The 12,956-nt window shown below is 66.5% G+C and carries 15 protein-coding genes; 4 read left to right on the top strand and 11 right to left on the bottom strand.

Going from position 1 to position 12,956, the window contains the following annotated elements:
* Positions 1–40: 40 nt before the first annotated feature.
* Genes AC3RCP_RS02070 through AC3RCP_RS02050 form a run of 5 tightly spaced genes read right to left on the bottom strand, consistent with a single transcriptional unit; the run spans position 41 to position 5,097 of the window.
* Entirely contained in the window at positions 41–1,492 is a 1,452-nt protein-coding gene (locus AC3RCP_RS02070; RefSeq protein WP_492571750.1) for an efflux transporter outer membrane subunit, read from the bottom strand.
* Positions 1,489–2,385 carry an efflux RND transporter periplasmic adaptor subunit gene (locus tag AC3RCP_RS02065; RefSeq protein ID WP_492571751.1) on the bottom strand — a complete coding sequence of 299 codons (897 nt, stop codon included), beginning with the start codon at positions 2,383–2,385 and terminating at the stop codon, positions 1,489–1,491. Before AC3RCP_RS02065 ends, AC3RCP_RS02070 begins: the two co-directional genes overlap by 4 nt.
* Complete coding sequence (locus tag AC3RCP_RS02060) at positions 2,382–2,591, bottom strand: DUF1656 domain-containing protein (RefSeq protein ID WP_007932080.1); 210 nt, start codon at positions 2,589–2,591, stop codon at positions 2,382–2,384. Before AC3RCP_RS02060 ends, AC3RCP_RS02065 begins: the two co-directional genes overlap by 4 nt.
* Complete coding sequence (locus tag AC3RCP_RS02055) at positions 2,588–4,672, bottom strand: FUSC family protein (protein WP_492571753.1); 2,085 nt, start codon at positions 4,670–4,672, stop codon at positions 2,588–2,590. Before AC3RCP_RS02055 ends, AC3RCP_RS02060 begins: the two co-directional genes overlap by 4 nt.
* Entirely contained in the window at positions 4,669–5,097 is a 429-nt protein-coding gene (locus tag AC3RCP_RS02050; protein WP_053259193.1) for a MarR family winged helix-turn-helix transcriptional regulator, read from the bottom strand. Before AC3RCP_RS02050 ends, AC3RCP_RS02055 begins: the two co-directional genes overlap by 4 nt.
* 199 nt (positions 5,098–5,296) lie before the next feature.
* On the opposite strand from AC3RCP_RS02050, the gene AC3RCP_RS02045 reads away from it, so the two are divergent.
* Both AC3RCP_RS02045 and AC3RCP_RS02040 read left to right on the top strand, forming a co-directional pair.
* Complete coding sequence (locus AC3RCP_RS02045; protein WP_007932073.1) at positions 5,297–5,575, top strand: hypothetical protein; 279 nt, start codon at positions 5,297–5,299, stop codon at positions 5,573–5,575.
* On the top strand, positions 5,572–5,856 hold the full coding sequence (locus AC3RCP_RS02040; protein ID WP_087092316.1) for a type II toxin-antitoxin system RelE/ParE family toxin: 285 nt from the start codon (positions 5,572–5,574) through the stop codon (positions 5,854–5,856). Before AC3RCP_RS02045 ends, AC3RCP_RS02040 begins: the two co-directional genes overlap by 4 nt.
* A gap of 4 nt (positions 5,857–5,860) precedes the next feature.
* Here AC3RCP_RS02040 and AC3RCP_RS02035 read toward each other — a convergent pair whose 3' ends face one another.
* Positions 5,861–6,106, bottom strand: coding sequence for a DUF2789 domain-containing protein (locus AC3RCP_RS02035; RefSeq protein WP_492571756.1), 246 nt, complete (start codon positions 6,104–6,106; stop codon positions 5,861–5,863).
* Positions 6,107–6,243: 137 nt separating this feature from the next.
* Positions 6,244–6,705, bottom strand: coding sequence for an aminoacyl-tRNA deacylase (locus AC3RCP_RS02030; RefSeq protein WP_062824058.1), 462 nt, complete (start codon positions 6,703–6,705; stop codon positions 6,244–6,246).
* A gap of 223 nt (positions 6,706–6,928) precedes the next feature.
* On the opposite strand from AC3RCP_RS02030, the gene AC3RCP_RS02025 reads away from it, so the two are divergent.
* Both AC3RCP_RS02025 and AC3RCP_RS02020 read left to right on the top strand, forming a co-directional pair.
* The gene (locus AC3RCP_RS02025) at positions 6,929–8,314 is read left to right on the top strand and encodes an NfeD family protein (protein ID WP_492571757.1); all 1,386 of its coding nucleotides are present in this window, start codon (positions 6,929–6,931) and stop codon (positions 8,312–8,314) included.
* A gap of 1 nt (position 8,315) precedes the next feature.
* Positions 8,316–9,074 carry a slipin family protein gene (locus tag AC3RCP_RS02020; protein WP_007932057.1) on the top strand — a complete coding sequence of 253 codons (759 nt, stop codon included), beginning with the start codon at positions 8,316–8,318 and terminating at the stop codon, positions 9,072–9,074.
* Here the strand turns inward: AC3RCP_RS02020 and AC3RCP_RS02015 are convergent.
* From AC3RCP_RS02015 to AC3RCP_RS02000, 4 genes are read right to left on the bottom strand one after another with little or no spacing between them, the layout of a single operon-like run.
* Positions 9,040–10,044, bottom strand: coding sequence for a sulfotransferase family protein (locus tag AC3RCP_RS02015; RefSeq protein ID WP_492571758.1), 1,005 nt, complete (start codon positions 10,042–10,044; stop codon positions 9,040–9,042). The two genes, AC3RCP_RS02020 and AC3RCP_RS02015, sit on opposite strands and share 35 nt — an antisense overlap.
* A complete protein-coding gene (locus tag AC3RCP_RS02010; protein WP_492571759.1) occupies positions 10,032–10,823 on the bottom strand; it encodes an aspartyl/asparaginyl beta-hydroxylase domain-containing protein in 792 nt (263 codons plus the stop codon). Before AC3RCP_RS02010 ends, AC3RCP_RS02015 begins: the two co-directional genes overlap by 13 nt.
* Positions 10,820–11,422, bottom strand: a complete 603-nt coding sequence (cysC, locus tag AC3RCP_RS02005) for an adenylyl-sulfate kinase (RefSeq protein WP_274301769.1) — start codon at positions 11,420–11,422, stop codon at positions 10,820–10,822. The genes AC3RCP_RS02010 and cysC overlap by 4 nt, the downstream gene beginning before the upstream one ends.
* Positions 11,406–12,920 (bottom strand): TolC family protein, encoded by a 1,515-nt coding sequence (locus AC3RCP_RS02000; RefSeq protein WP_053259186.1) that lies wholly within the window; start codon positions 12,918–12,920, stop codon positions 11,406–11,408. Before AC3RCP_RS02000 ends, cysC begins: the two co-directional genes overlap by 17 nt.
* Positions 12,921–12,956 lie beyond the last annotated feature (36 nt).

Genomic DNA, 12,956 nt, shown 5'->3' with positions numbered 1-12,956 from the left:
GCAAGGTGCTCAGCCAACTGTTCAAAGCATAGCAACGGCCTCAGGGTTTGGCGGGGTTCGAGGCTTGCGTTCGTCCGCTTTCCCAGCCACCGCCCAGGGCCAGGAACAGGTCGATCTGACTCATCACCACCTGGGTGTTGGCCGCGGCCAACTGGGCCCGTACGTCGGTATAGGTGCGGGTCGCCTGCAGGTCGGCGAGGAACGACTCGCGGCCGGCCTGGAAGAAGCGATGGGTCTGGTCGGCGGCCTGGCGCGCCGACTGCTCGGCCTCGGCCAGGGCGTCGCGACGTTGCAACTGGGCACTGTATTGGGCCAGACCGGTCTGAGTTTCGCGGATGGCGTTGAGCACCACCCCGTCGAAATGCGCCAGGGCGCCCTGGCTGGCGGCTTCGGCCTGGTGAATGCGTTCGCGGGCGCCGTTGGCCGGTACCGTCCAGCTGATCAGCGGGCCGAAGCCCCAGCGGTTGGTGGAGGGTTTGCCGAGGTTGTCGACGATGCCCACGGTGCCGACGGTCGCGCCAATGCTGATGTCCGGGTACAGCGCGCCAGTGGCGACGCCGATATCGGCGGTGGCCGCGGCCAGGCGACGTTCGGCCTGGCGCACGTCGGGGCGACGCTTGAGCAGGGTCGCGCCGTCACCCACCGGCAACAATTGCGCAATGTGCGGCAGCTCGGCGCAGCTGTCGGTGCCGGCCGGCAACTGGTTCAGCGGCCTGGCCAGGAGCATCGACAAGCGGAACAGGCCGGCCTGGCGCGCCGCTTCATAGCGCGGCAGTTCGGCGCGCAGGGACTTGAACTGGGTCTGGGAACGGGTGACCTGGGTCTCGTCGCCACGCCCGGCGTCGCGCAGGCGCTGAATCAGCGCGGTGCTCTGGGCCTGCAGGTCCAGGGAGTGCTCGGCGATCTCGCGCTCTTCATTGGCCGCGCAAACCTGGGTGTAAGCCCGCACCACGTCGGCCACCAGGGTGATGCGCGCGGTATCGGCCGCCGCCTGGGTGGCATCGGCGTTGGCCTGGGCCGCCTCGATGCCGCGCTGCAGGGTGCCGAACAGGTCGAACTGATAAGAGGTGCTGACAGACAGGTTACCGACGTTGGCCACCGGCACTTTCTCCGGCAGCAGGAAGGCTTCGCCGGACTCCTGCAAGCGCTCGACCCCGGCCTTGACCCCGCCGCTCCAGCCGCCGGCCGTCTGGGCCTCGTCGACCTGGGCGCGGGCCCGCGCCAGGTTGGCCGCCGCGACCCGCAGATCGGTGTTGGAGGCCATGGCCTGCTGCACCAGCTGGTCCAGGCGCGGGTCCTGGTACAGGCGCCACCAGTCTGCCGGGACCGGCGCCGAGACCACCTTGTCGCTCGATCCGGCCAGCTCGCCCTGTAAATCGCTGCGGTGCAACGCCGCGTCGTCCGGCAGGTGGTAGTCCGGGCCGACCATTTGGCAGGCTGACAGCAGCAAAAAGCCGAGCCCGGCCGTGGCCAAACGCAGGGCGCTGTTCATTGCGCCGGCTCCGACCGGACTGGCGCCTGATCGTCAATGATCGACACAGTGGCGGTGCGCCCGGCGATCATGCGGAAGTCTTCCGGCACCTCGTCGAAGGCAATCCGCACCGGAATCCGCTGGGCCAGGCGCACCCAGCTGAAGGCCGGGTTGACGTTGGGCAGCAGGTTGGAGCCGCTGCTGCGGTCGCGGTCCTCGATGCCGGCGACGATGCTTTCGACATGCCCGCGCAGCCGCGCGCGATCGCCGACCACGCGGATATCGACGCTCTGGCCGATATGAATGCCGTCGAGCTTGGTTTCTTCGAAATAACCGTCGATATGGAAGGAATTGCTGTCCACCACCGACAACACCGGGCGCCCGGCGGTGACGAATTCCTGGGTGCGCGGCGCGCGGTCGTTGACGTAGCCGTCCACCGGGCTGCGGATCACCGAACGGTCGAGGTTCAGCTGGGCGCTGTCCACCGCCACCTGGGCCTCGGCCAGGGCCGACTGGGCACGGGCCACGCGGGACTGGCTTTCTTCGAGCTGCTCGCGCGGCACCAGGTTGCCCAGGCCGAGGTTACGCCTGGCCTCGCGCTGGGCCTGGGCCAGGGTTTCCTGGCGGTCGGCCAGGGACGCCTTGGCCTGGCGCAGGGCCAGGCTGAAACGGTCCTGGTCGATGCTGAACAACACCTGGCTGCGCTTGACCAGCTGGTTGTCACGCACCTGCACCTGCTGGATCAGCCCGGAGACGTCCGGGGCGATCTGCACGATGTCGGCGCGGATATGCCCGTCCCGGGTCCAGGGCGCGAACATGTAGTACATCACCATGCGCCAGACCACCACGACCGCGAAGCTCACCACCAGCAACGTCAGGACCACACGGCCAATGGTCAATAAAGGTTTTTTCATGTCATCAGGTATCGACTGAGTGAGTCCACGGCGCCGAGCAGCAAAGCGTACAGACCAACGTTGAACAAAGCCCGGTGCCAGACCAGGCGATAAAAATGCAGGCGCGTCAGCAGCCCGTGGACCACCAGGTACAAGCCATAGGTAAGGCCCATCAGCACCAGCAGCGTGGGCAGGAATACCCCGCTGATATCCAGGTCACCGATCATAAAGGCGCTCCATCGATGCCATGGGGCAGCGGTTCTTCAAGCTCGCCACCGCCGACGAACTCGACGCCGGGCAGCAGGGCCAGGCGCAGGCCGCTGAGGGCATGCAGCAGGTGCAAACGGGTTTCGCGGTCGTCCTGGCTGTGGGCATCCAGGGTGCGACGGGCGCGGTCCAGGGTCATCAGCAGGCCGCTCGGCGCCGGCAGGCGTTCGCCGGCCTTGAGGCAAGCCTTGAAGTAGGCGCCGACCTCGGCCACCACCTGGCGCAACAGCACCTGCCCGTTGCCCTGGGCCCGCGGCGCATAGGCCAGCAGGTCCAGCAGGTTCAGGCCGACGCGCACTTCGCGCAGGGCGCCGCCGGTGTCCTGGCCGGTCATGGCCAGCCGCGGCAGGTGCTGCATCAGGCGGTCGAGCATCTGCACCCCCAGATGGCGGTGTTCGGCCAGGTTGGCGGGCTCGGTCATGCCGACGATGTCCTGCCAACTGAAGCGGGTCATGCGCTTGGCCGCCAGTTCCGAGCCGAATGGCCGGGCGACCAGGGTCCAGACAAAGGCGAACAGCAAGCCCATGGGCCCGGCCAGGTTGGAGTTGGCGAAGCTCAGGAAGTCGGCGTCGTAGGCGCCCTGGATGCTGATGAAGGACGAGGTGTTGACGATGGTCAGCAGCATGCCCAGGTAAAAGCGCGGCTGCACCGTGAGGGTGCCGACGCAGATGAACGGCACGGCGAAGGCCAGCACCAGCATCGGGAAATCGTGCAGGTTGGGCAGGATCAGGAACAGGTAGAGGCTGGCGAACAGCACCGACATCGCGGTCCAGAAGAAGAACCGGTAGATCTGCGGCGCCGGGTCGTCCATCGAGGCGAAGAAGCTGCAGGCCACCGCCGCGAGGATCACCGCGCTGCCGCCGTCGGTCCAGCCCAGGAGGATCCACAGCACCGAGGCGACGATGATCGCCAGGACAGTGGAGGCCACCGAATACAGCATCAGCCCACGGTCGAGGAACGGCGTCAGGCGGCCCAGGCGCCAGTGGCGATAGACCGCGCGCCAGATGTCCTGGCTTTCGCATTGAATGGCGTGTTGCAGGCTGCGGCAGTCCTGCCACAAATCGATCCATTCGCCGAGGCGGTACAGGGCGTTTGAAAACAGCAGCTGGCGTCGGTCGTCGAGGGCTTCGGCGTCGGGTTGCAGCGCTTCGAGCTGGCCGCGCAGGGCCTGCCAGCGCTCGACCGAGGCGCCCTGGGCGGTGCTTTCCAGCCATTGCCCGGCCTGGGCCAGCAGCGGCGCGAACTGCTCCACCAGCTCCGGGGTGCGTCGCTCCAGGGCGTACAGGGCATCGTCCAGGGCGTCCACCACGGGCAGCAGGTGGATCATGCGCCCGCGCAGTTCCTTGGTATTGCGCACGGTCTGCGGGCGCGCGCCCTCATGGGGCAACTGGCCGATCATCAGCTCCAGGCTGTTGAAGGTGGCGACCATGGACGCGCGCAAGGCGCTGACTTCTTCGGGCTGCACGTTGCGGCTGAGAAAGCGCTGGCTGTAGGTGGAGGCATCGGCGAACCATTTGCCCGCCGAATCGACGAACACCGGCGCCAGCCGCCGTGGCCAGAACATACTGCCGATCACGGCCGCGCAGACGATGCCGAGGAAGATCTCCTCGGTGCGGGCCTGCGCCACGTCCCACACCCCCAGCGGGTTATCCACCACCGGCAGGGCGATCAGCGGCAGGCTGTAGCCGGCCAGCATCAGCGCGTAGCTGTTGGCGGTGCGCAGGTGCAGGGAGAGAAACAGCAGGATCCCGGTCCACAGGGCGATGATCACCACCAGCAGATAGGGGCTCTGCACGAACATCGGCACGAACAGCACCGCCGCCGAGGCACCGAGCAAGGTACCGATCGCACGGTACAGCGCCTTGGAACTGGTGGGCCCGACGAACGGGCTGGAGACGATGTAGACCGTGGCCATCGCCCAGTACGGACGCGGCATCTGCATGAGCATGGCGATGTACAGCGCGATCATCGACGCGGCAAAGGTGCGCACGCCGTAGAACCAGTCGCGCGCCGGCGGCACGCCGGTAAAGAATCCGCTCAAGAAGGCACCGCCGGCGGCTGGGCAGCCGACTCGAAGGCGCGGATCACCTTCAGCGCCGCCTCAAGGTCCGCGGGTGTGATGCCTTCCAGCACCTCGCGACGCAGGCGCACCAGCTCGGCTTCCACCGACTGCACCAGCTCGCGGCCGGTGTCGGTCAGGCTCAGGCATTTGGCCCGGCGATCGTGGGGGTCCTCGGTACGGCAGGCGTAGCCGGCGCTGCACAGCTGGTCCAGCAGGCGCACCAGGGACGGGCTTTCCATCCCCGCCGCCTGTGCCACCGTCACCTGGCGCACGCCCTCGCCCAGGCGCCCGATCATCAGCAGGGGCACGGCGCAGGCTTCGGAGATTCCATAGTTGACCAGCGTGCTCTGGCAGATCCGCCGCCAATGCCGGGCGGCGACCACCATGCCACTGCTGATATTCATCTGGAGTGATTCGAGAGAGTCGGGCAAAAGAAGGTTCGCACACTGTTAGTTTGCTAACTATCAATGGTGCATGAGGGGGTTAAATCCAGTCAAGTTTTGAAACAATTTAGCGACCAATCGTCGCCGCGAGAAAACCTGGACCGGCTCAGGTACTGAAGATATATATACTTGGTATATACGTTTTTGCAGGAACTGTCCCATGCCCAAACACGCCGTTTTCACGATGAAACTCGAAGCCGACTTGCGCGATCAGTTTATGGCCGAGGCCGAGGCCAGCCATCGCCCCGCATCGCAGATCGTCCGAGAAATGATGCGTCAGTACGTGCAGGAACAACGGGAAGCCCGGGAGTACGAGGCCTTTCTGCAACAGAAGGTCGATACCGCACGCGCATCCATGACCGCTGGGAAAGGCATCGCCAACGATGATCTGGAAGCCACCTTCGCGGCCCGCAGGGCACAGGTAGCGCCCCGGCAATGAAAGTGATCTGGACGCCGCAAGCCGCACAGGACCGTGCAGACATATGGGATTACCTGCATGACCTGAATCCGCAGGCGGCGCTGGACATGGACATACGCTTCAGCCAATCGGCTACGCAACTGGTGCAACATCCTCAAGCCGGGCGCCCCGGATTGATCGCCGGCACCCGCGAACTGATCCCTCATCAAAGCTACCGTCTGGTCTATCAACTCCATCAGGATGCGGTGTGGATCCTGGCGCTGGTGCATACCGCGCGCCAGTGGCCTCCAACCGAAGCCTGATGCCTCAAGCCCCCCGCCCCTTCCTCAACAACACATCCAGCTGATCCACCACTTCCGCCCAGTCGGCGTCGTCGAGGATCTCGCTGCGCAGGAAATCCGCCTGGCTGCTGGTCCAGAAGAAGGCATCCGCCAGGTGCAGTTCCGGCTTGAGCGGCGAATGGGTGGCGATGAAACGGTCGATGCCCTCGGGGTCGTCGGGCAGGCCGAGTTGTTTGAACAGGGCGGGCAGGCTGTGGGATGGGGATTCCATGGGGGCTCCTGAACGGGTTGGGTGTTGGTTGAACCACTGCTGCGCAGTCGATCGCGAGCCAGCTCGCTCCTACAGAAAACAAGCATTTTTGTAGGAGCGAGCTGGTTCGTGAAAGGTGGGTACATCCGCCGACGGCGCTAGTAACTGACCTCGCACACCTCGGCATGAGGCACCATTTTCAGGTACTCGTCCATGCTCAGATGCACCAGGTTGTTGTGGTTGCCGGCTTCCAGGTAGATGTCTTTCTGCCGGGTCAGCAACGGATCGATCACCACGTCCAGCCCATAGGATTCGCCCAGGGCCGGTACCGCGCCGCGTTCGCAATCGTTGAACAAATGCGCCAGGGTGCTTTCCCGGGTGATCTGCCATTCGTTGCTGCCGCGCACCTTGCTCAGGTCCAGGTGGCGGCTGGCCGGCAGCACGGCCATCAGGTAGTGGCCGTGACTGTCGTCGAGGATCACCGACTTGGCCACGCGCTCGGCGGGAACTCCCGCTACCCGAGCGGTCTCCAGGCTGCTCGACGAATGTGGATGAGCCACCACGTCAAAATCGCAATGCGCCTGTTCCAGGCTGCGTTGCACGGTTCTTGCCATACGCATGATGCACCTCGGTGTCCTGAACGGCTTTGCAGGACGATGGGTTAACGACTGTCACTCCCTTCACAAAGTCTAGGCCGCGCCGCCCTCGCCCACCGACGAACTTCCGAACGGCACGCGGGCGTGAGACTGCTTAAAATTTGCTCAATCCCACGCTCTACTAGACTCAAGGACAAGGCCAGCGAACGGCTGGCAACCGAGGCACATGACTCTCCAGGAGGGTCGGATGAACGAGCGTGGGTGGCGGGCGACACTGAAGGGGCTGCTGCTGGCTGTGCTGATCGGCCTGCCGACCGGGCACGCCCAGGCCGTGAAGCCAGTGGTGGTGCTCACCGTCAACGATGTGATCAGCCCCGCCAGCGCCGACTACGTGGTGCGCGGCCTGGACAAGGCCGCCGACGAGCACGCCCAACTGGTGGTGCTGGGCATCGACACCCCGGGCGGCCTCGACACCTCGATGCGCTCGATCATCAAGGCGATCCTCGCCAGCCCGGTGCCGGTGGCCAGTTTCGTCGCCCCCAGTGGCGCCCGCGCCGCCAGCGCCGGCACCTACATCCTGTATGCCAGCCACATCGCCGCCATGGCCCCGGGCACCAACCTCGGGGCCGCCACCCCGGTGCGGGTCGGCATGCCGGGGCAGCCCGACCCGGGCGGCAACCCGCCCGCCGCGCCACGCTCGGACAAGAACCCGGAACCGGACACCGACACCCTCAGCCACAAACAGATCAACGACGCCGCGGCCTATATCCGTGGCCTGGCGCAATTGCGCGGACGCAATGCCGAATGGGCGGAACAGGCCGTGCGCGAGGCCGTCAGCCTGCCGGCCCAGGAAGCCTTGAAGCTGAAGGTGGTCGACTATGTCGCCGATGACCTGAACGGCCTGCTCAGGCAACTCGACGGCAAGTTCCTCATCGCCGCCGGCCAGGCGGTGCAACTGCATACCCTGGGGGCGGCGGTGATCCATCACGACCCGGACTGGCGCACGCAGCTGCTGTCGGTCATCACCCACCCCAGCGTGGCGCTGATCCTGATGATGATCGGCATCTACGGGCTGTTCTTCGAGTTCGTCAACCCGGGCACCGCGGTGCCCGGCGTACTCGGCGGCATCTGCCTGCTGCTCGGTTTGTACGCCTTGCAACTGCTGCCGGTGAACTACGCCGGCGTGGCCCTGATCCTGCTGGGCATCGCCTTCATGGTCGCCGAAGCCTTTCTACCGACCTTCGGCGTCATCGGTTTCGGCGGCATCGTCTCCTTTGTCGTCGGCGCGGTGATCCTGATGGACACCGATGTCCCGGGCTATGGCATTCCCCTGCCGCTCATCGTCGGCCTGGCGGTGGTCAGCGCGCTGCTCCTGGCGACGCTGGCGAGCATGGCGCTGCGCGCGCGACAGCGCCAGCAGGTGGCCGGCGACGCGGGGCTGGTGGGCAGTGTCACGGCGATCACCGCGGTGCAAGCGGGCAACCCTTACAACGGCTGGGTGCTGTTGCAGGGCGAACACTGGCAGGTCCTGAGCGCAACGCCGCTGCAAACCGGACAACAGGTACGGGTGGTGGCGCGCAAGGGGCTGCTTCTGGAAGTGACGACGGCCGAGGCCGCGCCGCGAGGAGGATGAAATGGGTCTGGAATTGGGTTTTGGCGCGCTGCTGGCGCTGCTGTTGGCGCTGGCGGTCTCGACGTTTCGCATCCTGCGCGAATACGAGCGCGGGGTGGTGTTCCAGCTCGGGCGCTTCTGGAGGGTCAAGGGGCCGGGGCTGGTCCTGCTGATTCCGGTCGTCCAGCAGATGGTCCGCGTCGACCTGCGCACCGTGGTGCTCGACGTGCCGCCGCAGGATGTGATCACCCGCGACAACGTCTCGGTCAAGGTCAACGCCGTGCTGTATTTCCGCGTGCTGGACTCGCAGAAGGCGATCATCCAGGTCGAGGATTTCCTCATGGCCACCAGCCAACTGGCCCAGACCACCCTGCGCGCGGTGCTGGGCAAGCATGAGCTGGACGAACTGCTGGCCGAGCGCGAACGCCTGAACGCCGATATCCAGCAGGTGCTGGACGCCCAGACCGACGCCTGGGGCATCAAGGTGGCGAACGTCGAGATCAAGCATGTCGACCTCAACGAATCGATGATCCGCGCCATCGCCAAACAGGCCGAAGCCGAGCGGGAACGCCGGGCCAAGGTGATCCACGCCGAAGGCGAATTGCAGGCCTCGGAAAAACTCATGCAGGCCGCCGAAATGCTCGGCCGCCAGCCCGGCGCCATGCAACTGCGCTACATGCAGACCCTGGGCGCGATTGCCGGCGACAAGAGCTCGACCATCGTTTTCCCGCTGCCCATCGAATTCCTCAAGGGCATGGCGGACTTGTCGCCGAAGAGCTGAGACGCGTTTGCGGGACTGCGCTGGCCGCCCTGCTGCGCCACTGTTCCAGCGCCGCGTAAGGCGCCTGCGCCCATTGCTCCAGCTGCTCCCGCAGCCGCGCTGAAGCCTGTTGCTGCTTACCCTGGCGATCATCGACAAAGGCCTGCGCCGGCTGCTTGGCATGCTGGCCGATACGGGCGAAGGCCGCCCTGCGTTGCTCGGCGCCCAGGCCGAGAAAATCGCCCAGGTGGCTGTCCATGGCGGCGGGCAGTTCGCTGTAGTTCAGTGCCAGGCCATGGTGTTCGCGGCAGTGTTCCAGCCCCAGCTGCAACAAGCGCCCCAGACGCCGGGCGACCCAGCTTTCCCGGTCCTGGAAAGGCTCGCCGTCGTCCAGCGCGCTGGGCCCGATCAGGCCCGGCGTCATGTGCATGCCGGCCCGGCGCAGATGCGACACGGCGATTTCCAGCGGGTCGCGATACACAAACAGCCACGGCGTACCGGCGAAGCACTGGCGCAGCAGCGGCAGCTCGCCGATGTTCCAGGCATCGAGCTTGATCACCAGCCGCTGCTCAGTACCACGGCGTACCTGCCCATAGGCCGATAGCAGGCCCACAAGCGCGGCAGCCCGCTCCTGCGGGGCCAGCGAGCCGCGCAGCAGGGCATCCAGCGGCGGCGGTTCGGACACCACGATATGGTCGTCCAGGCAGGCCAGCATCTGGCTGAGCAGGGTCGAGCCGCAGCGCGAGGCATGAAAGATAAAGGCGCTGGGAGCCAGGCCCGGACTGCGTTGACGCCATTCGGTCAGGGCAGACAAAGGCGTCTGGCGGCGGAACGCCTGATTGAACGGCAGGCGCAGGGCCTCTTCGACCGCCTCGCGGAAAAACGGCTGCGACAGCGGCCTGTCGCCGAACCAGCACCAGTCGACCCGCCACTCGTCACCCGGCTGCCAGAGGCGGATCGGCAACCAGCCGTGCAGGTTCAGGCCATCCATTGTTCATTCCACAGACGCCGCCCCTGGCGCATGGCCGAACGCAGGTCTTCGCGGGTGAACGCCAGGCCACGCTCGGCCGCCAGGGCCAGGGCGCGCTCGATGAAGGCTTCGCTATCGGTCAGCGCCTGCAAGGCCTGGCACAGCACGGTGTCCTCTTCAAGCAGCCGGCAAAACCGCGCGAAGTCCAGGGTCGCGCGGCCCAGGCCAGGCGCCGGGGTGGTTGGCAGGCCCTCGACAATCGCCTGTTCCAGCCAAGGGTCGGGGCGACAGTCGAGTACCAGATGAATACGTGCCTGAGTGTCGTAGTTATCCACCCGATGCGGGCGCGACAGGTCGAAAAACCAGCACTCTCCCGCCAGCATCGGCATGCGCTGCCCGTCGAGCAGGAAATCCACCCGCGGCGGGCTGAGCAGGGGGATATGCAGGCGCAGGTCGGCGTCCGGGCCGCCCAGGTCGTAGTCGCGGTGTTCATGGATGCGCGCCCCCGGCCCCAACCGCAGCAGGCGCGCCGAGACGATCCGCAAGGGCAGGTGCCGCAATGCCTGTTGCCAGTCCGGATCCTGCCGCCAGGGCTCGCGCTGCACCGGCAGGCCCTTGCCCGGCGCCAGCTCGGAGGGCGCGTCAAGCGCCGAGATCAAGGCCACGCCGCTCCAGTCGCCCTCGTAATAATCGCCGTTGAAGTGGCCCTGCCAGGCGCTCGCGTCGATTCGCGCCAGGGCGCGCAACAGCCGCGGCAGGTCCACGCTGACGGGCAGGCGGGCGAACGCCGGACGGCTCATGAGGCCGGCAGCACCTTGCGCTCGACCAGCCAGCCGAACAATTGCCCCAGGCAGTCCTCGACCGACTGAGCGCCGGTGTCCAGTTCCAGCGCCGCCCGTGGCGGCTCGTAGGGCGCCGAGATACCGGTGAACCCCGGCAACTCGCCGCTGCGGGCGCGGGCGTAATGGCCCTTGGGGTCGCGCTGCTCGCAGACCGCCAGCGAGGCGCTGCACCAGACTTCCAGGTAGTCCTCGCCCAGGCGCCGGGCGAACAGCTCACGCTGCTCGATCAGCGGGGCAATCATCGCCAGGATCACAATCTGCCCGTTGTCCACCAGCAGGGCTGCCAGCTCGCTGGCGCGGCGGATATTTTCCCGGCGGTCGGCCTCGGCGAACCCCAGGTCGCGGTTCAGGCCGCCGCGCAAGGCATCGCCGTCCAGCACCAGGCTCTGCCGACCGTGCTGGAACAGCCCGGCCTGCAGCGCCTGGGCCAGGGTCGACTTGCCCGCCGCCGGCAGGCCGGTCAACAGGATCGCCACACCGCGATGGCCGTTTCGCGCCTCGCGCTGGGCGCGGCTGACGCTGGCCTGGGGGGCCTGCAGGTTATTGTCTTTGGGCATGGGCCACCGGCGTACTGATGTTGCCCGCCGCCCAGTCGGCCTCACGGCTGGCCAGCGCCGTGGCGATGGACTGCACCTGGGTCGATTGCACCTCGTCGGGCAGCGGGTCGAGGCCGGCGCTGGCGAAGATCTGCCCATAGGCGTTGCGCAGGTCGGCATAGGCCAGGTCGCGCCGCAGGTCCGCCTGCAAGGTGTTCAGCTCGCCCTGGATCAGGTCCAGTTCGCCGATGCCGTTGGCCTGGTAGCGGTTGCGCAGCTGGCCGACGATCTGCCCGTCGATATCCGCCAGCTCCTGGCTGGTCTTGAACTGGCGCAAGGCGTCGCGGTAGTTGGCGTTGGCCACGTAGACCTGGGCCAGCACGGCAATCGACATGGCCTGGCGACGGGCCGCGGCGACGTCTTCACCGGCCTTGGCGGTGTCGATGGCCGCCGGCGCGGAGAGCACATTGAACAGGTTCCAGGTGACCTTCACCCCGTAGTCGGCCCACTTGTCGTTGACCAGGAACGAGTTGCTGTCGTAATGCCCGCCGGCGGAGAACTCCAGGCCCGGCAGCAGGCGCAGCATGGCCTTGCGGGTTTCCGCGGCGCTGATGCGGCTCTGGTAATCCTGCTCGCGCAGTTCCGGGCGGCTGGTCAGGGCCTCGTGCTCGAGGCGGGCCATATCGACCTTGAGTTCCGGCACCGGGTAATCGTCGCTGGTCGCCAGGGTCAGGTGGGTGGTCATCGGCAGGTTGATCAGGGTCGCCAGCTCGGTCTTGGCCAGGGACAACGCCCGGCGCTGCTCCTCCAGCTGGCGCGTGGCCTCGATCAGCGAGCGCTGGTAGGCCAGGGCCTGCACCGGGTCGCCGATGCGTTGCTGGCTCATGCTCTGGCTGTTGCTGCGGGCCTGCTCGACCCGGCCCATCAGGCTGTCGATCTGCTTGAGCAGGCGTTCGGCCGCCACCGCCCGCCAATAGGCCGAGCGCACGTCCTGGACGATGGTGTTGATCACCTTGCGCCGACGCTCCTGGACGATCAGTCGCTGGTCGCCCTGCTGCTTGGCGTTGATGTAGCTGACGCCGAAGTCCAGCACATTCCAGACCATGGTCAGGTCGGCCACCCTGCGGTCCCGGTCCTGGGAGGTCGAAGGTTCCAGGGACTGGGTGCCGGTCTCCACGCTCTGGCTGCTGGAGGCGCTGACGTTGTTGCGCCCCACATAGCCGGCGGAGAGGGCCATGCGCGGCAGCATGTCGAAACTGGCGAGGTCCAGCTGGCGCTTGGCCAGGGCCTCTTCCATGATTTTCAAGCGGCCCTCGAGGTTGTACTTCACCGCCCGGGCCATGGCCTGGTGCAGGGTCAGCGGGCCGCTCAGCGGTTCCTGGTCCTTGTACATGCTCTGCAGGTCGCTCCTGGCGCGCTGCTCACTGGCACTGCGTTCGATCGGTTTACTGCTGACGGCACAACCGCTGACCATCAGCGCCAACAAGCTGACCCCGAACAACTTCTGACTTTTATTCATCCTTGTCTCGCCCCTGGGTGCCGCATCGTATTTATG

The sequence above is a fragment of the Pseudomonas sp. GW822-FHT05A08 genome (assembly GCF_058800485.1).
This window is presented reverse-complemented; position numbering and strand designations above follow the sequence as displayed.